Here is an 18,697-nt window from a genome sequence, read left to right as displayed (position 1 = left end):
CCAACAACGGAAGGCGGAAAGGCGGAAGGCGGAAAAGGCGCAAGGCGGAAGGCGAGCGACGGACGTCGCACCGCGAACGGCGAGTAGCACGTAGCCGGTAAGCCGAGGTCAGCGAGCCGGTGGCAGCCGCGCCTCCGGTCGACGACCGCGCATCCGTGCGAGTCTGATCACACGACACGCTCGGGCAGCAGCCGTTCCAGGGAAGCGACGAGCTCAGTCGCGCCGAACGACCGGCTGACCCCCTCAGCCCCCCGAATCCTCCATCTCAGCCCCCGTCGGCACCGTGTCGTCGTCGCGGTCCTCGAGCCAGCCGTACGGCAGCGATACCTTGCCTGGCGAGTTCGTGCGGCCGCGTGGCTTGCCGAGGGTGTCGGTTGGGAAGGGGGCGTCCGGGTCCAGGCGGGCGAAGTACTCGTCGAGTTCGCTCAGGGATGACGACATGGCCAGGGCGCGGCGGATGTCGCCGCCTACCGGGAAGCCTTTGAGGTACCAGGCCACGTGTTTGCGGAAGTCGACGACGCCGTCGCGTTCGGTGCCGAGCCAGGAGGCCAGGAGTTCGGCGTGGCGGCGCATGGTGGCCGTCACCTCGCCGAGGGTGGGGAGTTTGCGTTCGGTGCGGCCCGAGAAGGCTGCTGCCAGGTCGGCGAAGAGCCAGGGGCGGCCTAGGCAGCCGCGGCCGACGACGACGCCGTCGGCGCCTGTTTCGGTGACCATGCGGAGGGCGTCGTCGGCTTCCCAGATGTCGCCGTTGCCGAGGACGGGGATCTGGAGGGTTTCCTTCAGTTCCTTGATTGCCGTCCAGTCTGCTTCGCCGCTGTAGCGCTGGGCGGCTGTGCGGCCGTGGAGGGCTACCCAGGTGGCGCCGGCTTCCTGGGCCAGGCGGCCGGCTTCGAGGAAGGTGTGGTGGTCGTCGTCGATGCCGATGCGCATCTTGACGGTGACGGGGATGCCTGCGGGGGTGGCGGCTTGGACGGCTGCTTCGACGATCTGGGCGAAGAGTTTGCGTTTGTAGGGCAGGGCTGCTCCGCCTCCCTTGCGGGTGACGCGGGGGACGGGGCAGCCGAAGTTCATGTCGATGTGGTCGGCGAGGTCTTCGGCGGCGATCATCTCGACGGCTTTGCGGACGGTCTGCGGGTCGACGCCGTAGAGCTGGAGGCTGCGGGGGCGTTCGTCGCCGGCGAAGGTGACCATGCGGAGGGTCTTCTCGTTGCGTTCGACCAGGGCGCGGGTCATGACCATCTCGCAGACGTACACCCCGGCGCCGTGCTCGCGGCAGAGCTGGCGGAAGGCGACGTTGGTGATGCCGGCCATGGGGGCCAGGACCACGGGTGGCGCAACCGGCAGGGTGCCGAGGGTGAGGTGCGGTTTGCGGGGGGAAGTCACGGTTCCAGGATCCCATACCGCGGGGCGGCACCCGTTCGGGATATTTCGAGTCGGTGTCGGGACAACCGGCCCAGTACTCTGAACGTCATAAGGAATGAGTTAAAAAACCCGGCGGGGGGACCGCTGGAACAACGGGAACAGCGGGTAGGCGAGAGTGAGAAGCGAAGTGGTGGCAAGGAGCCGTGCCGGCGGAGGCGGCACGGACCAGGACGGTCCGCGGGGGCGGGCGCCTGAGCGGGGGCGCGACAAGCTCGCGCAGTTCCTGCTGGCCGGCGCCCTGGGCGTCTTCGTCGCGGTCGGCATCTCGGCGTGCAACACGAATCCGCACGCCGCGGACGTGCCGCCGCCGTCGACCGTGGAGCAGCAGGCCGGGCCGGGTCAGACCCCGGACAACGCTTCCTCCGAGCATCACACCAAGCAGAAGCCGGGCATACAGCTGCCGAACACCATCCAGGTGCTTTACGCGACCACCCCGGCCTTCCAGGACCTGACGCACCACATCGTGCTGTGGAACGCGTCCCAGGCCTACAAAGCCCAGTACGCGGCCGCGTACCAGCCCGTCACGGCGGCGACCGCGGACCTGAAGCGCTACTGGACCGGTGCCGGCTACGCCCAGGCGCACGGGTGGGCCCAGAACTGGATCGACACCAAGCACCAGCCGGTGGGGCAGGCGGTGCTGTCCAACGTGAGCGTGGAGAGCCTGACCGCCGAGCAGGCCACCGTCGGCTTCTGCGAGGACCTGGCCGGTGTGGTGCGCGGCGACGTGCTCACCCACACCCCGGGCAAGGCTCTGCAGGAGCACGGCACCCTGGGCAACCGGATCGTCTTCACGATGGTGCCGACCGGTTCCAAAGGACAGTGGCAGGTGAACGCCGAGGCGGTCACCAAGGCCTCGCCGCTGTGCCCGACGCCGACCGAGAAGAGGCACCGGCACTGACCTCGGGGGAAATGCATTCGCCATAAGGGCCGCCGCGTGAATCACGCGGCGGCCCTTATGTTTGCGATCAGCAATGAGGGCGATTCAGCCGGTCAAGGCCTGGAGAAGGGCCCTGGAGGGACTCAGGCGCCGATCAGGCGCGCCGCCAGGTAGCCCTCCACCTGGTCCAGCGCCACCCGCTCCTGCTCCATCGTGTCCCGCTCGCGGACCGTCACGGCGTGGTCGTCCAGGGTGTCGAAGTCGACCGTGATGCAGAACGGGGTGCCGATCTCGTCCTGGCGGCGGTAGCGGCGACCGATGGCGCCGGCGTCGTCGAACTCGACGTTCCAGTTCCGGCGAAGCTGCTGCGCCAGGTCCCGGGCCTTGGGCGAGAGGTCGGCGTTGCGCGACAGCGGCAGCACCGCGGCCTTCACCGGCGCCAGCCGCTTGTCCAGGCGCAGCACCTTGCGGACCTCCATCTGGCCCTTGGCGTTGGGCGCCTCGTCCTCGGCGTAGGCGTCCAGCAGGAACGCCAGCATGCCGCGGTTCACACCGGCCGCCGGCTCCACCACGAACGGGGTCCAGCGCTCGCCGCTGTCCTGCTCCAGCTGCGTGAAGTCCTCACCGGAGTGCTTGGAGTGGGTGGACAGGTCGAAGTCGGTGCGGTTGGCGACGCCCTCCAGCTCGGAGAACTCCTGGCCGCCGAAGTTGAACCGGTACTCGATGTCGACGGTGCGCTTCGAGTAGTGCGACAGCTTCTCCTGCGGGTGCTCGTAGAAGCGCAGGTTCTCGGCGCGCAGGCCCAGGTCGAGCCACCAGTTGTAGCGCTCGTTGAGCCAGTACTCGAACCACTTCTCGTCCTCGCCGGGCTTGACGAAGTACTCCATCTCCATCTGCTCGAACTCGCGGGTCCGGAAGATGAAGTTGCCCGGCGTGATCTCGTTGCGGAACGACTTGCCGATCTGGCCGATGCCGAACGGCGGCTTCTTGCGGGAGGCGTCGCGGACGGTCTTGTAGGACACGAAGATGCCCTGGGCGGTCTCCGGACGCAGGTAGGCCAGACCGGTCTCGTCCTGGGTGACGCCGAGGTGGGTGGTCAGCATCCCGTTGAACATGCGGGGCTCGGTGAAGGTGCCCTTGTTGCCGCAGTGCGGGCAGTTGATGTCGGCCAGGCCGTGCTCCGGCTCCCGGCCGTGCTTGGCCTCGTAGGCCTCGATCAGGTGGTCGGCCCGGAAGCGCTTGTGGCAGGACTGGCACTCGGTCAGCGGGTCGGTGAACTCCTTGACGTGGCCCGAGGCCTCCCACACCTCGCGCGCCAGGATGACCGAGGAGTCCAGGCCGACGACGTCCTCCCGGCCGGTGACCATGGCCTTCCACCACTGGCGCTTGATGTTCTCCTTCAGCTCCACGCCGAGCGGCCCGTAGTCGTAGGCGGCACGCGTGCCGCCGTAGATCTCGCTGGAGGGGAAGACGAAGCCTCGGCTCTTCGCGAGCCGGACGATGGTCTCGATCTTGTCGGCGGCCACAGTCGCTCTCTTTCTTGTTGCCACCGCATCCACGGTGGCGAAGCCCGGCCGGATGCCGGGTTTCGGATGATGCCCCAGCTTAGCCGGTCGGGTGATCCGATCCGGGGCGGTTTTCCGGCTAAGAGGAGACGGTTCGGGGACGACCGGCCGACGCGCCGCCGGACCCGCACGAGGACCTCTCAGCGGTCCAGCCTGCGGAGGTCCGATGATCAGGCAAATTGACAATCGTTTTCATTTTCAGTCACGATGGCCCCATGCCCATCCCGCGCCGCGCCGTCCCCCTCCCCCGCGCCCGCCGCACCGTTCCGGCGGCCGTAGCGGTGGCCACCGCCGCAGCCCTCGCCCTCGGCGGATGCGTCAAGGCCGCCGACCGGCCGGGCGCCGGAGGCTCCGGTGGCAAGCTCGACGTCGTGGCCGGCTTCTACCCCTTCGCCTTCCTCGCCGAGCGCATCGGCGGCGCGCACGTCGCCGTCAAGAACCTCACCAAGCCCGGTGCCGAGCCCCACGACCTGGAACTGACGCCGTCCCAGGTCGCCGCGGTCGGCCAGGCCGACCTCGCGATCTACGAGAAGGGCCTGCAGCCCCTCGTGGACTCCGCCATCGGGCAGGAGAAGCCCAAGGCCACGCTCGACGCCGCGACCGTCGTCCACCTCGAGAACCACGGCGACCTCGGCGAGGGCGGCAGCCACGACGCCGACCCGCACATCTGGCTGGACCCGGTCGACTTCGCCAAGGTCGCCGACGCCGTCTCCGCCAAGCTGCAGCGGGCCGACCCGGCTCACGCCGCCGACTACCAGGCCAACCAGGCAGCGCTGGACTCCCAGCTCACCGCGCTCGACGCGGACTACAAGGCCGGGCTGGCCCAGTGCCAACGCAAGGACGTCGTCACCAGCCACGCCGCCTTCGGCTATCTCGCCGAGCGCTACGGCCTCACCCAGGTCCCGATCTCTGGGCTGTCCCCGGACGACGAACCGTCCGCCTCCCACCTCGCGAAGATCCAGGACCTGATCAAGACTAAGGGCGTGACCACGGTCTTCTTCGAGACCCTGGCCAGCCCCAAGACCGCGCAGACGCTCGCGGCGGACACCGGGACCAAGGCCGCGGTGCTCGACCCGATCGAGGGCGTGCACGATCCCTCGAGACAGGACTACGTCTCCGTGATGCGCGACAACCTCGCCGCGCTGCGCACCGCGCTGGGATGTGCGTGATGGCCCGCGGCGCGTCCGACATAACCGCCCCGGCCGTGGCGGTGCACGAAGTGACCGTCACCCTCGGCGGCCGGCCGATCCTGCACGGTGTGGACACGACCGTCGGGCGCGGCGAGACCGTCGCGCTGCTCGGCGCCAACGGCTCCGGCAAGTCCACGCTGGTCAAGACCATCGTCGGGCTGTATCCGGTGGAGAGCGGCCGGATCGAGCTGTTCGGCACCCCGCTGCCTTCCTTCAGGGCCTGGCAGCGCGTCGGCTACGTACCGCAGCGCACCACCGCCGCGGCGGGCGTGCCGGCCACCGTCGGCGAGGTGGTCTCCAGCGGGCTGCTGACCCCGCGCGGCTGGGCCGTGCGCCGCGGCCGCTCCGACCGGGGCGCCGTGCGCGAGGCGCTGGCCACCGTCGGGATGCTGGACCGGATCGGCGACCCGGTGGCCGCCCTGTCCGGCGGCCAGCAACAGCGGGTGCTGATCGCCCGGGCCCTGGCCCGCCGCCCGGACCTGCTGATCATGGACGAGCCGATGGCCGGCGTGGACCTGGTCAGCCAGCAGGCGTTCGCCGACGCGCTGGCCGGCCTGGCCGAGCACGGCACCACGATCCTGCTGGTCCTGCACGAGCTCGGACCGCTGGCCAAGCTCATCGACCGCACCGTGGTGCTGCGCGCCGGGACGGTTCTGTACGACGGCACGCCGGTCGAGCACGGCGAGGAGGATCCCGCCCACGGGCACGAACGTCCCGGGCACGACCACGTCCACCCGCACGACACGCCGAGCGAGGCGCCCGGCACGCCCGAGTGCCCGCCCGGGCCGACGCCGGTGGAGACGCTGAAGGCGGCCACCACCCAGGCCACGACCTGGAAGGAGTCCCCCGCATGCTGAGCGGCACCATCTTCGGCCTGGCCTTCATGCAGCGCGCCTTCCTCGCGGCCCTGGTCATCGGTCTGGCAGCGCCGGCCATCGGCACGTACCTGGTGCAGCGGCGCCTGGCGCTGATGGGCGACGGCCTCGGCCACGTGGCGCTGACCGGCGTCGGGCTGGGCCTGATCACCAAGACGTCGCCGGTGTGGGGCGCGGTCGTGGTGGCGGTGGCCGGCGCGGCGGCGGTGGAGCTGATCCGCGAGCGGGCCAAGGCCAGCGGCGACGTGGCCCTGGCGATGCTGTTCTACGGCGGCCTCGCGGGCGGCTCGATGCTGATCTCGCTGTCCGGCGGCAACGCGAACCTGAACTCGTACTTGTTCGGCTCGATCCTGTCGACGTCGGACGGGGACCTGTGGGCGATCGCGGCGCTGGCGGTAGGGGTCCTGGTCGTGACGCTGGGACTGCGCCGCGCGCTGTTCGCGGTGTGCCAGGACGAGGAGTTCGCACGGGTGGCGGGGCTGCCGGTGCGGAGCCTGAACCTGCTCATGGCCGTCACCACCGCCGTGACCGTGACCGTGGGGATGCGGGTGGTCGGCGTCCTGATGGTCAGCGCGCTGATGGTGGTGCCGGTGGCGGCGGCGCAGCAGCTCACCCGGGCGTTCGCGGCCACGATGGGAGCCGCCATGGCGATCGGCGTCGGTGCCGCGCTGTCCGGCGTCACGTTGTCGTACTACGCGGACACGCCCCCCGGGGCGTCGATCGTGCTGATCGCGATCGGCGTGTTCCTGCTGGCCAGCATCGGGGCCGGGCTGCTGCGCCGGGGACGCGGACGCTCGGCGGCGGCCCGCGCGCGCCGCGCCCCGGGCGGTCCCGGCGCCCCCGGCGCTCCCGACGGCGCCGCGGTTTCGGATCCGCGGCCCCAACCACCGGCCGCGACCGCCTCGAGCCTGCCACAATGACTGCTGGCCGTCGCGCCCGCAGGCCGGCACCGCACGCCACCGCACCGCAGGGAGAAGGACCAGTGAGGACCGCAGACAACTCCGGCGACAACGAGGGCGCGCGCGGCCTGCCCTCCCAGGGCCGCTCGACCCGGCAGCGCTCGGCGGTCGCGGCCTTGCTGGACGAGGTCGACGACTTCCGCAGTGCCCAGGACCTGCACGACCTGTTGAAGCAGCGGGGGGAGTCGGTCGGTCTGACGACGGTGTACCGGGCGTTGCAGTCGCTGGCGGACGCCGGCGAGGTGGATGTGCTTCGCACGGGTGACCGCGAGGTCATCTATCGCCGGTGTTCCACGCCGCGGCATCATCACCATCTGGTGTGCCGGGAGTGCGGGAAGACGGTGGAGGTCGAGGGTCCGGCGGTGGTGGAGAGCTGGGCTGAACGGGTCGCCGCCGAGCACGGGTATTCGAACGTGTCGCACACGTTGGAGATCTTCGGCACGTGCGGCGACCACTGAGCGGCGGGTGCGACCGGTGGGCGGCGGGTGCGACCGGTGGGCGGCCGGTGAGCGTTCGCTGATCGCCCGCCGGAGCGGGTGCGACCGGTAGTTTGGGGGCGGCGCGGGGGCGCGCCGCGACCGTCGCATGATCGCGGAGCGTCCCCGGGTCACCGGGCCGTCGAGGGCAGTTCCCCGGGGCGGAGCTCCAGGTAGGTGTCGAGCCGCTTGCCGGTCGCGTCGTAACCCACGAACTTGTCTCCCTCGCTGGGATGGAAGGCTCCTGAGTTCGGGAAGACCACGACTCCCTGGGTGAAAGGCGCCGGGAGTGGGAGGACGGCCATCTCCTGCCGGAAGCCGTCGGTCCCTTCCCACGCCACCTTGGCCGTGCCGTGGGGGACGACGAACATCCACACCTGCTCGGCCTGGCTGTTTCCGATCATGACAGTGCTCTGCCCCGTGGCCAGGGGGTCGGTGGCGCCGGCCACACAGTCGGAGCTCAGGATCAGTCTCTGTCCCGCCATCCACAGCGCGAGGAGGTCACATGACTTCCCTTTCTCGCCGGTGAGATCGGGGCCGGTGTAGACGCTCGCCTGCCACGGCTTTCCGTCGGTGGTGCCGCTGGCCACGACCGGGTGGTTGTCGGGAGCAGTCTGTCCGGGAGCGAGGCCGGCCTGTACCGTCACGTGCGGCACGTACCGCGGTCCGGGTACGGTGACCGGCGCCGAGTTCGGGGCGGCCTGCGAGGTGTGCGCCAGGGCCGGAGTGCTCGAGCGCTGACCCGGCGGAAGCTGGCGTACCCCGGAGGACCCGGCGAACGCGATCCCCAGCGCGCTCGCCGTCCCCGCGATCACCACCACGCCCACGACCGCGGCCACGGCGCGCCGCCGTCCGGCCCGGCGCCGCGCCCCGGCCAGCACCGCGTCGATCGGTGGCGCACCGACGTCCAGGGACCGGGCGCGCGCGGCGAGCTCCGCCTGGAAGGCGCGCTGCGGGATCTCGTTCATGCGCGTCCCTCCTTCGGCGCGTCGAGCAGCAGGGGGTCGTCGTCGGCGAGCAGCGGGCTGACTCGTAGTTTGGCCAGGGCTTTGTGGGCCTGGCTGCGCACTGTGCCGATGGCGCAGCCGAGGATCTCCGCGGTCTGTGATTCCGAACGGTCTTCCCAGTAGCGGAGGACGATGACGGCGCGTTGGCGCCGGGGCAGGGTGGCGAGTGCGGCCAGGACGAGTTCGCGGTCTGCGAGGCGCTGTGCGGGGTCTGGGGCTGCCGGGTCGGGGGCGGCGGGGTCCGGCATGCTGGGGGCGAGGACCTCCTGGACTCGCTTGCGGCGGAATCGCGAGAGGTGGGTGTTGACGAGGATGCGTCGCACGTAGGCGTCGACGTCGTGGGCGTCGCGTACGCGGCTCCACGCCATGGCTGTTTTCTCCAGGGCGACTTGGGCCAGGTCCTCGGCGAGGTGGCGGTCTCCGGACAGGAGGTATGCGGTGCGGACCAGCGCCGGCCAGCGGGTGGCCATGAAGTCGCGGAACTCGGCCTCGTCGGTGGCTTTCACAGAGAACTGACCCCCTCTCACTCATGAGGAGTGTGAGGGGGTCGTGTTTCTATGCCTACGCGTCCGGGTCTGCGTACTCGCTTTCGTCGTACTCCCGCTCTTGTTCGGCTTCGGCGGCGAACTGTTCCTCGTTGGTGATCGCGCCGCCGTAGCGGCGGTCGCGGCCGGCGAAGACTTCGCAGGCGCGCCAGAGGTTGGTGCGGTCGAAGTCGGGCCAGAGGGCGTCGTCGAAGTAGAGCTCGGCGTAGGCGGACTGCCACATCAGGAAGTTGGAGGTGCGGTGTTCGCCGGAGGAGCGGATGAACAGGTCGACGTCGGGCATGTCCGGTTCGTCGAGGTAGCGGTTGACGGTGCGCTCGTTGATCTTCTCGGGGTCCAGGCGGCCGGCCTTGATGTCGCGGCCCATGGCGGCCATGGCGTCGGCGATCTCCCAGCGGCCGCCGTAGTTGACGCACATGGTGAGGGTCAGGAGCTTGTTGTCGCGGGTGCGTTCCTCGGCCCATTCCAGCTCGTCGATGACGGACTTCCACAGGCGGGGGCGGCGGCCGGCCCAGCGGATGCGCACGCCGAGTTCGTCCATCTCGCCGATGCGGCGGCGGATGGTGTCGCGGTTGAAGCCCATGAGGAAGCGGACTTCTTCCGGGGAGCGCTTCCAGTTCTCGGTGGAGAAGGCGTAGGCGGAGATGTGGGTGATCCCGCCGAGCTGCACGGCGCCTTCGACGACGTCGAACAGCGACGCCTCGCCGACCTTGTGGCCCTCTATGCGGGACAGGCCGCGTTCCTTGGCCCAGCGGCCGTTGCCGTCCATGACGACGGCGACGTGCCGGGGCACCAGGTCCAGGGGGATGTCCGGCGGCAGAGCGCCGTGCTTGTGCGGGAAGGGATCCCGGGTGACGCCCGGCTGCCGCTTGGCGAGGCGCTCCTCGAGGATCCGTCGGGTCAGTCTCACCGTTCCACCTATCTCGTACTGTTCATGCTAGCCGTCCGCTTGCCGCGCGGCCGCTCAGCGCTCGACCAGCCGCAGGGAGCGCAGGCCGCGCTCCAGGTGCCACTGCAAGTAGGCGGCGACCAGGCCGCTGCCTTCGCGCCGGTGCTTGTCGGCGCTGGCGTCGGCCGTGCCCCAGTCCCCCGCGAGCAGCGCTCCCAGCAGGGCGAGTGTCTCACGGGCCGGGGCCACGGACCCCGCCGGTTTGCAGTCCGAGCACACCGCCCCGCCGGCCGGCAGGTTGAAGAACCGGTGCGGTCCCGGGTCGCCGCAGCGGGCGCAGTCCTCGAAGGACGGCGCGTAGCCGGCGACGGCCAGGGAGCGCAGCAGGAACGCGTCCAGGACCAGTCCGGCGGCGTGCTCACCGGAGGCCAATGTACGCAGGCCGCCGACGAGCAGGAGGTACTGCTGCACGGCGGGCACATCATCTTCACTCAACCGCTCCGCGGCCTCCAGCATGGCCTGGCCGGCGGTGTAGGCGGGGTAGTCGGCGACCAGGGTGCCGCCGTACGCCGCCAGGGTCTCGGCCTGGGTGACCAGGTGCAGGTCGCGGCCCTGCTTCTCGAAGATCTGGACGTCGACGAAGGTGAACGGCTCCAGCCGGGAGCCGAACTTGGAGGAGGTGCGGCGCACGCCCTTGGCCACCGCCCGGACCCGGCCGCGGTCGCGGGTGAGGAAGGTGATGATGCGGTCCGCCTCCCCGAGGTTGCGGGTGCGCAGGACGACGCCTTCGTCGCGGTGCAGGGGCATTGTCCAAGTGTAGGTGGCGGCGCGGGCGGTGCGGGCCGCTTTCAGCGCTGGTGCGGCGGGTACTCCTGGGTGACGTGGGTGGGCTCGTCGGCGGGGTCCACGGGCGGCTTCGGCGGGATCACCATGGTCTCCAGGGAGGAGGTGTCCTGCGTCACAGGGGCCGGCTTGGGCGGGATCGGCATGGTCCCGAGGGAGGAGGTGTCGGTGGCCGGCTTCGGCGGGATGAGCATCGTCTCCATGGAGGAGGTGTCCTGCGCGGCCGGGGCGGGGCGCGGCGGGATCACCATGGTCTCCATCGACGACGAGGTGTCGACCTGGGTGGCGTTCTGGTCGAAGCCCCGGGGGGCGGCGTCCTGCATGGCGTTCTGGAGTCCGGGGTTCTGGACGCCGGTGCCGTGGAAGCCGGTCTGCGTCATCTGGGACGGCGCCACCGATGCGACCACCCCGGCGACGTGGGTCTGGGTCATGCCGAGCGCCGCGCCGACGGCGTCGATCACGGCGCGCTCGTCGGCGTCGACGGGCCCGTCGGCGGCGGCGACGCGGACGGCGCCGAGCACCAGCGCCTCGCGCCCGGCCTCGGGCAGCTGCCCGGCCAGTCCGGCGAGCATCTGGCTCAGGTCCTCGGGGACGACCTGCATGTCCTGCGCCAGGTTGGCTTCGTTGTAGCCGGCGGCGCCGGCCGAGACGATCTCCTGGAGGGCGATCGCGCGCGCCCCGGGGTGTCCCGCGCCTCCGCGCCTGAGCACGTTCACCATCACGCCGCGCACGCTGTTCTGCAGGAGGTCGGTGAACTGTGCGGCGGTGGGGCGGGCCAGCACGGATTCGCGGAAGTCGGTCTTGCAGTAGGCGCACCGGACGAATTCGCCGATGACTTTGAGCGGGATCAGGGGGATGAAGAACAGCGTGAAGAACCGCTGAGCGCGTCGCCGCTCGTAGTTCCGGTCGGCGCCACAGCTCGGGCATGAGAACACGCCGCTACCGACGACCCGGAAAACGGTCCGCCAACCCCAGATAAGCATCGGTACGAATCCCCTCCGTCCCGCTCTCTGCGGAACGGAGGAGATCCTGCCACATCGTGGGGAACTACCTGAAGGCCCGGTTCACCGCGGAGACGATGGCCTTCAGGGAGGCGGTGACGATGTTCGCGTCGATCCCGACGCCCCACAGCACCCGGCCGCCGATGGCGCACTCCACGTAGGAGGCGGCCTTGGCGTCCTCGCCGGAGGACAGCGCGTGCTCGACGTAGTCCAGGACGCGAACGTCGATCCCGACGCCGCCCAGCAGGTTGGTGAACGCGTCGATGGGGCCGTTGCCGACGCCTTCCAGCGTGGTGGTGGCGTCGTCGACCGCCAGGTCGACGCTGAGCTGGTCCTTCTCCTCGACCGCGGAGGACGAGTGGTGGCCCAGCAGCCGCAGCCGGCCCCACGGCGCGGCGGGGTTGGGCAGGTACTCGTCGACGAAGACGTCCCAGATCTCCTGCGGCGTGACCTCGCCGCCCTCGGCGTCGGTCTTGGCCTGGATGACCTGGGAGAACTCGATCTGCGCGCGCCGCGGCAGTTCCAGTTGGTGCTCGGTCTTCAGGATGTAGGCGACGCCGCCCTTGCCGGACTGGGAGTTGACGCGGATGACGGCCTCGTAGGTGCGGCCCACGTCCTTGGGGTCGATCGGCAGGTAGGGCACGGCCCACACGATCTCGTCGACGGTCTTGCCGGCCGCGGCGGCGTCCCGCTCCAGGTGTTCGAAGCCCTTCTTGATGGCGTCCTGGTGGGAGCCGGAGAAGGCGGTGTAGACCAGGTCGCCGCCGTAGGGGTGGCGGGGGTGCACGGGCAGCTGGTTGCAGTATTCGACGGTGCGCCGGACCTCATCGATGTCGGAGAAGTCGATCTGGGGGTCGACGCCCTGGGAGAACAGGTTCAGGCCCAGGGTGACCAGGCAGACGTTGCCGGTGCGTTCGCCGTTGCCGAACAGGCAGCCCTCGATGCGGTCGGCGCCGGCCTGGTAGCCGAGTTCGGCGGCGGCGACGGCGGTGCCGCGGTCGTTGTGGGGGTGCAGCGACAGGATGATGGAGTCGCGGCGTTCCAGGTTGCGGTGCATCCACTCGATGGAGTCGGCGTAGATGTTGGGGGTGGCCATCTCGACGGTGGCCGGCAGGTTGATGATGACCTTGCGGTCGGGGGTGGGCTGCCAGACGTCGGTGACGGCGTTGCAGACTTCGACGGCGTACTCCAGCTCGGTGCCGGTGTAGGACTCGGGCGAGTACTCGAAGAAGATCTCGGTGCGGGTGCCGTCGGGGCGCGGGGGCATTGCGTCGGCGAACTTCTGGCAGACCTTGGCGCCGTTCACGGCGATCTGGGTGATGCCGGCCTTGTCCAGGCCGAACACGACGCGGCGCTGCAGGGTGGAGGTGGAGTTGTACAGGTGGACGATGGCCTGCTTGGCGCCGCGGATGGACTCGAAGGTGCGCTCGATGAGTTCTTCGCGGGCCTGGGTCAGGACCTGGATCACCACGTCGTCGGGGATCCGGTCCTCGTCGATGATCTGCCGGACGAAGTCGTAGTCGGTCTGCGAGGCGGCCGGGAACCCGACCTCGATCTCCTTGTAGCCCATGGCGACCAGCAGCTCGAACATCTTGAGCTTGCGGGCGGGGGACATCGGGTCGATCAGCGCCTGGTTGCCGTCGCGCAGGTCCACGGCGCACCAGCGGGGGGCCTCGGTGACGACCTTGTCGGGCCAGTCCCGCTCCGGCAGGTCGACCGGGGCGAACGGCACGTACTTGTGGATCGGCATACCGGACGGCTGCTGCGGCTGTACTCGCATAGTGCTCAGGGCTCCCTGGAGGTCTCCGACGAAGGGGGACGGCCGACGGCAACACGAACTGGCCGCGGCGAGGGAGCCGGCCTGTTGTTCCTTACAGGCCCTCGCCGCGGCTGCTAAGGAGAAGCAGGCCGCGCAGGCAGGAGTTGCACATAGCGTTGCGACTCTATAGCGGTCGTCTCATCTGACGCACTTCGAGTCCGGGATCTGAGACGGCGCCCGGGCATCGTCCCGATTCCCGCCCCGGGCATCACCCGTTCAGAGTAATCGCAGGTCAGAGTGCGGGCAGAACTAGTGACGTGGCTCACATTTGCGTTCATAGTTACCGCTATGACCAGGGGAATCATCCGTGTCAAGAGCCAAAATCAAGCACTTTCGCAACCTGTCTCCACCGAGCCGCCGGTGTTCTGCGGCATCGTCCCCCCGCACATCCTGAACCGGCTGGCCGGCTCCGGTCTGCGCGTCGCCGACGCCGCCCGCCGCACCCTCGTCGCCGACGTGCGGCACCGCCTGACCCGCAGCGCCGTGCCGTGGGTGGGCGAGCGCCACCTGGCGCCGCCGGCCGAGGCGGAGCAGCGCGACGACCGGGCCGTCTACGACGACCACGACACCGAGAACCTGCCGGGGTCGGAGGTCCGGGCCGAGGGCGCGGCGCCGACCGGCGACCAGAGCGCCGACGAGGCCTACGACGGCCTCGGCGCCACCTTCGACTTCTACCTGAAGGTCTACAAGCGCTGGTCGGTGGACGGCCAGGGCCTGCCGTTGAAGGGCACCGTGCATTACGGCGTCCAGTACGACAACGCCTTCTGGAACGGTTCGCAGATGGTGTTCGGCGACGGTGACGGCGCGGTGTTCGGCCGGTTCACGTCCTCGGTGGACGTGATCGGCCACGAGCTGACCCACGGCGTGACGCAGTACACCGCGAACCTGGTCTACCGCGGCCAGTCCGGGGCGTTGAACGAGTCGGTGTCCGACGTGTTCGGCTCGATGGTGAAGCAGTACCGGCTGGGCCAGGACGCCGCGGACGCGGACTGGCTGATCGGCGCCGGGCTGTTCCTGCCGTCGGTGCGCGGCGTGGCGCTGCGTTCGATGAAGGACCCGGGCACCGCCTACGACGACCCGGCCATCGGCAAGGACCCGCAGCCGGCGACGATGTCCGGGTACGTCGACACCTCCGACGACGACGGCGGCGTGCACATCAACTCCGGGATCCCGAACCGCGCCTTCTATCTGGCGGCGACCGCGATCGGCGGCGCTTCGTGGGAGGGCGCCGGGCTGATCTGGTACGACGTGCTCACCTCGCCGACGCTGCCGGCCGCGGCGACGTTCGCGACGTTCGGCACCGCGACCGTGCACGCCGCCGAGAAGCGGTTCGGGCGCAGGTCGCACGAGGCGCACGCGGTGGCCGCGGCGTGGAGGGAGGTCGGGGTGTCGGTGCACACCTGACCGGCGAGGCGGTGTGCCGGACAGCCGTGTGCCGGACAGCGGTGTGCCGGACAGCGGTGTGCCGGACAGCGGTGCGGCCGACAGCGGTGCGGCCAGCGGCGTGGCCGACAACGGTTGTGCCCGATATTCGATCGCCGCCGACGCGGACCGGTGCCTAGCATCGGCGGCGATGACTATCGAGATCCGAGAACTGGACCCCGTGCTTCCGGAGACCCAGGAGACGCTGCTGCCGCTGTTCCAGGCCGCGAGCGCCGCCGACATGCCACGGCATCCGGAGCCGACCGCCGGCTTCCTCCGCTTCATCACCGGCCCGCGGGTCGCGCGGCACCGCCTGTGCGTGACCGCGTTCGACGGCGGGGCGCCGATCGCCTTCGGCTGCCTGAACCAGGACCTGGCGGCGAACCCGGACATGATCTTCGGCGACATCTGGATCCTCCCGGAGCGGCGCGCCGAGGCGGCCGTGGCGCTGCTGGACGCGTTCAAGGCCCACACCCGGCGCCGCGGAGCCCAGCGCATGGTCCTGGGGTTCAGCGAGTTCGCCGCGCCCGACTACGAGCCGGTGTTCGCCGCCGCGGGCGGCCGCCGGGTGTCGTGGGAGCGACGCTCACAGCTCGACCTGACCACGATCGACCGCGAGCAGTACGCCGCCTGGGCCGCGCCGTCGCCGAAGAACGCGCGCTACCGGATCCAGGCCTGGACCGTGCCCACGCCCGAGCACCTGCTGGCGCCGCTGGTCGAGGCCAACGACGCGATCCGCGACGCGCCCACCGGCGACCTGCGGCTCAATCACGCGCCGCCGGACGTCGAGCGCCGCCGCGCGGCCGAGACGCTGATCGTGGCGGCCGGGGTGCGCAAGCACATCATCGCCGCGCTCACCGAGGACGGCGAGATGGCGGGCATGCACGAGATGTTCGTGGTCCCGGGTTTCCGGATGGGCGACGTCGGCAACACCGCGGTCCCGGCGAAGTTCCGCGGGCACGGCCTGGGCCTGCGGCTGAAGGCGGACCTGGCGTTGCGGCTGCTGGCGTCCGAGCCGGAGCTCGACGTGGTCAGCACCTGGAACGACGCCGGCAACGGGCCGATGCTGCGGGTGAACGAGGCGATGGGCTATGAGAAGGCCGAAGCCTGGAGCAACTGGCAGTTCGATCTCTGAGGGCTGATAAAACCGATCGCCGCCGGCACCGGGTCCGCCTAGCATCGGCGGTGATGACTATCCAGACGCGTGAACTGGACCCGGCCGACCGGCGGACGCGGACGACGTTGCTGCCGGTGTTCCAGGCCGGTGTCGCGGCGGACACCGTGCGGCATCCCGCACCGACCGAGGACTTCCTGCGATTCCTCATCGGCCCCCGGCCCACGCGGCACCGCAGGGCGGTGACCGCGTTCGACGGCGGCACGCCGATCGGCTACGGGTCGCTGGACCAGGACTCCCAGGCGAACCGGGACATGGTGTTCGCCGACCTGTGGATTCTTCCGGAGCGCCGCGCCGACGCCACGCGGCCGCTGCTCGAAGCGTTCCTGGCATATTCCCGCGGCCGCGGCTGCGCGCGCACGGTGATCGGGTTCAGCGACCTGGCCGCGCCGGACTACGATCCGGTGTTCACCGCCGCGGGCGGCCGGCCGGTGGCCGAGGACTGGCGTTCGGACATCGCCCTGGCGGCGATCGACCGGGAGCGGTACGCCGCCTGGGCCGCGCCGTCGGCGAAGAACAAGCAGTACCGCGTCGAGCACTGGGTCGCCCCGACGCCGGAACACCTGCTAGCCACGATGGTGCGGGCCTCGCAGGCCATGGGCGACGCCCCCACCGGGGACCTGGACTTCCAGGTGCCGCCGCCGGACGTGGACCGGCGCCGCAAGGCCGAGGCGATGCTGGCGGCCGACGGCGTGCGCAAGCACTGCGTCGCGGCGTTCACCGAGGGCGGCGAGGCGGCCGGGTTCCACGAGGTGTTCGTGGTCCCGGGTTTCCCGATGGCCGACGTCGGCAACACCGGCGTGGTGGCGGCGCACCGCGGGCACGGCCTCGGCCTGAGGCTCAAGGCCGATCTGGCGCTGCGGCTGCTGGAGGCCGAACCGGAGCTCGCGATCGTGAACACCTGGAACAACGGCGACAACGAGCCGATGCTGCGGGTGAACGAGGCCCTCGGCTACATCAAGGCCGAGACCTGGAAGACCTGGCAGTTCGACCTCTAATATCAGAATTCTGTATAGAGGTGCCAGCAGTCTGAGAGGTGGGGACGCGCGTGACCGAACTGCCCGTCGCCCCGCTGGACGCCGCCACCCGGACCCTGTGCGCGCAGGTCTACTGGGACACCGGGTTCGCCCGCGAAGCCGAGGAACTGTTGCGCGGCGACGGGTACTCGGCGATCGGGCCGCCGGTCGGACTGAACCTGCCCTCGATCCTCCAGCACACGCGGCACTCGCTGCGGATCCGGCGGCGCCGGGACTGGGCGCTGCTGGCGTGCTGGGTGCTGGCGGCGTTCTGCATAGCCGGGCCGCTGCTGATCACCCGCGGCACCAAGGACTTCCCGCCGACGGTGTTCGGCGTGGCGTGCGGGGTCGGATCGGTGGCGGCGCTGGCCTGGACCATCGGCACCGCCGCCCGCTGGCTGCGGGTGTACGCGGCGTTCGCGCTGCTGCGCGCCTCGGCCTCACCGCTGGCCTCCGCGCCTCCGCTGCCAGCGGACGTGCACGGCGAGATCGTCGCCGACCAGGGCTCGAACGTGGTCTGCTACTCGGCGGCCTGCGCGACACCGTTCGACGGCTATGGCGAGGTGGTGGACGGCAAGGTGAACGTCGGTCTGCCGCTGGCGATGGTGCCGGTGTGGGGCGAGAAGGCCGACAAAGCCGGCAAGAACGGCGGGAACGGCAAATATGACGAGCACGACCGGGGAACCGCGCCGCCGGCGCGCCGGGTCGACGCCACCGACCTGCACATCTTCCTGCGCAACGAGATGTCGCGGGACAGCGGCGTCCAAGGACTTCAGGTCGTCAGCAACCTGTTCGTGCGCGGGGACGCGGCCAATGGCGTCAACGGGCTGTGGCCCGGCGGCAAAGAGACGCGGCCCTCGCGGCAGGCGCACGCGCTGATCTACTCCGCGGGCATCAACGACCCCGGGGACCGCGCGCAGACCTACCTGACGTTCCAGGCGGTGCGGCACGGCGGGATGCTGGCGGTCACGATGCACGTGCGGATCCGGCAGCAGCACGAGCGGATGTCACTGGAGATCGCCTCGGCGGTCGCCGCGCCTCTGGCCGGGAAGTACACGACCGCCGGCGGCAGCCTGCCGCGCACCGTCCGGGGGCTGCGGGCGCACGCGCGCTGGTACGCGCTGATGGAGCTGCCGGTGGCGCTGACCGAGGCGTGGTCCGGGCCGCTGCTGCGGTTCGTCACCCGGCGGCTGGTGCTGCGGGACACGGTGACGACGAGGAACGCGATCCGCGGCGGCCGGATGCCGGACCGGGGCGCCCGGACCTCGCTGCGGTGCTGGACCATGGACCCGGCCAAGATCCTCTACCAGGAGGAGGCCGACGCCAGGGACATCCTGCAGCGACTGCGCAAGGCGCTGTTCGACCACCTGGTGCGCTACTTCGAGCTGCACGGGATCGCGACCGACGAACTTCTGCGGGTCCGGGACAACATCCTGGTGGCGGATGTCAGCTTCAGCAGAGGCGTGACGAGCGCCGGATAGGCCCGGTACCGGTCGGAGCGGTCGGCGTGCCGGGCAGTCGCCGCGCTGGGCGGTCGGCGCGCTAGGCGGTCGGCGCGCTGGGCAGTCGCCACACCGGGCGGTCGGCGCGCTGGGCAGTCGCCGGTCTGGGCGGTCA

Annotated in this window: 17 protein-coding genes; 9 read left to right on the top strand and 8 right to left on the bottom strand. The window is 70.6% G+C overall.

What is annotated here, in order from left to right; genetic code table 11:
* Positions 1–243: 243 nt before the first annotated feature.
* Positions 244–1,383, bottom strand: a complete 1,140-nt coding sequence (gene dusB, locus ABD466_RS10660; RefSeq protein WP_344656804.1) for a tRNA dihydrouridine synthase DusB — start codon at positions 1,381–1,383, stop codon at positions 244–246.
* Positions 1,384–1,552: 169 nt separating this feature from the next.
* Between dusB and ABD466_RS10655 the strand changes: the two genes are divergently transcribed.
* On the top strand, positions 1,553–2,320 hold the full coding sequence (locus ABD466_RS10655; RefSeq protein ID WP_344656803.1) for a hypothetical protein: 768 nt from the start codon (positions 1,553–1,555) through the stop codon (positions 2,318–2,320).
* 122 nt (positions 2,321–2,442) lie between these two features.
* Here ABD466_RS10655 and ABD466_RS10650 read toward each other — a convergent pair whose 3' ends face one another.
* The gene (locus ABD466_RS10650) at positions 2,443–3,825 is read right to left on the bottom strand and encodes a glycine--tRNA ligase (RefSeq protein ID WP_344656802.1); all 1,383 of its coding nucleotides are present in this window, start codon (positions 3,823–3,825) and stop codon (positions 2,443–2,445) included.
* A 254-nt stretch (positions 3,826–4,079) separates the two neighbouring features.
* Here ABD466_RS10650 and ABD466_RS10645 point away from each other — a divergent pair, with 254 nt between their 5' ends.
* The 4 genes from ABD466_RS10645 (at position 4,080) to ABD466_RS10630 (ending at position 7,346) form a co-directional block, all read left to right on the top strand.
* Positions 4,080–5,033, top strand: a complete 954-nt coding sequence (locus tag ABD466_RS10645; protein ID WP_344656801.1) for a metal ABC transporter substrate-binding protein — start codon at positions 4,080–4,082, stop codon at positions 5,031–5,033.
* The gene (locus tag ABD466_RS10640; RefSeq protein WP_344656800.1) at positions 5,033–5,911 is read left to right on the top strand and encodes a metal ABC transporter ATP-binding protein; all 879 of its coding nucleotides are present in this window, start codon (positions 5,033–5,035) and stop codon (positions 5,909–5,911) included. The genes ABD466_RS10645 and ABD466_RS10640 overlap by 1 nt, the downstream gene beginning before the upstream one ends.
* Positions 5,905–6,849: a metal ABC transporter permease gene (locus ABD466_RS10635; RefSeq protein WP_344656799.1), complete on the top strand. Its 945-nt coding sequence runs from the start codon at positions 5,905–5,907 to the stop codon at positions 6,847–6,849. The genes ABD466_RS10640 and ABD466_RS10635 overlap by 7 nt, the downstream gene beginning before the upstream one ends.
* Positions 6,850–6,911: 62 nt before the next feature.
* The gene (locus ABD466_RS10630; RefSeq protein WP_344656798.1) at positions 6,912–7,346 is read left to right on the top strand and encodes a Fur family transcriptional regulator; all 435 of its coding nucleotides are present in this window, start codon (positions 6,912–6,914) and stop codon (positions 7,344–7,346) included.
* A 149-nt stretch (positions 7,347–7,495) separates the two neighbouring features.
* On the opposite strand, the gene ABD466_RS10625 is transcribed toward ABD466_RS10630, so the two are convergent.
* From ABD466_RS10625 to leuA, 6 genes are all read right to left on the bottom strand, one after another.
* Positions 7,496–8,332: a hypothetical protein gene (locus tag ABD466_RS10625; RefSeq protein WP_344656797.1), complete on the bottom strand. Its 837-nt coding sequence runs from the start codon at positions 8,330–8,332 to the stop codon at positions 7,496–7,498.
* Positions 8,329–8,877 carry a SigE family RNA polymerase sigma factor gene (locus tag ABD466_RS10620; protein WP_344656796.1) on the bottom strand — a complete coding sequence of 183 codons (549 nt, stop codon included), beginning with the start codon at positions 8,875–8,877 and terminating at the stop codon, positions 8,329–8,331. Before ABD466_RS10620 ends, ABD466_RS10625 begins: the two co-directional genes overlap by 4 nt.
* A 55-nt stretch (positions 8,878–8,932) precedes the next feature.
* Positions 8,933–9,820: an isoprenyl transferase gene (locus tag ABD466_RS10615; protein ID WP_344656867.1), complete on the bottom strand. Its 888-nt coding sequence runs from the start codon at positions 9,818–9,820 to the stop codon at positions 8,933–8,935.
* 60 nt (positions 9,821–9,880) lie between these two features.
* Positions 9,881–10,612, bottom strand: a complete 732-nt coding sequence (gene recO / locus ABD466_RS10610) for a DNA repair protein RecO (protein ID WP_344656795.1) — start codon at positions 10,610–10,612, stop codon at positions 9,881–9,883.
* Between the two features lie 41 nt (positions 10,613–10,653).
* Positions 10,654–11,631, bottom strand: a complete 978-nt coding sequence (locus ABD466_RS10605; RefSeq protein ID WP_344656794.1) for a TerB family tellurite resistance protein — start codon at positions 11,629–11,631, stop codon at positions 10,654–10,656.
* Positions 11,632–11,695: 64 nt separating this feature from the next.
* Positions 11,696–13,429 (bottom strand): 2-isopropylmalate synthase, encoded by a 1,734-nt coding sequence (gene leuA / locus ABD466_RS10600; RefSeq protein WP_344656793.1) that lies wholly within the window; start codon positions 13,427–13,429, stop codon positions 11,696–11,698.
* Positions 13,430–13,756: 327 nt separating this feature from the next.
* Between leuA and ABD466_RS10595 the strand changes: the two genes are divergently transcribed.
* From ABD466_RS10595 to ABD466_RS10580, 4 genes are all read left to right on the top strand, one after another.
* A complete protein-coding gene (locus ABD466_RS10595; RefSeq protein ID WP_344656792.1) occupies positions 13,757–14,872 on the top strand; it encodes a M4 family metallopeptidase in 1,116 nt (371 codons plus the stop codon).
* A gap of 169 nt (positions 14,873–15,041) precedes the next feature.
* Entirely contained in the window at positions 15,042–16,025 is a 984-nt protein-coding gene (locus ABD466_RS10590) for a GNAT family N-acetyltransferase (protein WP_344656791.1), read from the top strand.
* 53 nt (positions 16,026–16,078) lie between these two features.
* Entirely contained in the window at positions 16,079–17,062 is a 984-nt protein-coding gene (locus tag ABD466_RS10585; protein ID WP_344656790.1) for a GNAT family N-acetyltransferase, read from the top strand.
* Between the two features lie 50 nt (positions 17,063–17,112).
* A complete protein-coding gene (locus ABD466_RS10580) occupies positions 17,113–18,561 on the top strand; it encodes a hypothetical protein (protein ID WP_344656789.1) in 1,449 nt (482 codons plus the stop codon).
* Positions 18,562–18,697 lie beyond the last annotated feature (136 nt).

It is taken from the genome of Catenulispora subtropica (assembly GCF_039531675.1).
Taxonomy (GTDB): Bacteria; Actinomycetota; Actinomycetes; order Streptomycetales; family Catenulisporaceae; genus Catenulispora; species Catenulispora subtropica.
The sequence above is the reverse complement of the archived record's forward strand: the minus strand, read 5'-3'. Positions and strand labels throughout refer to the sequence as shown.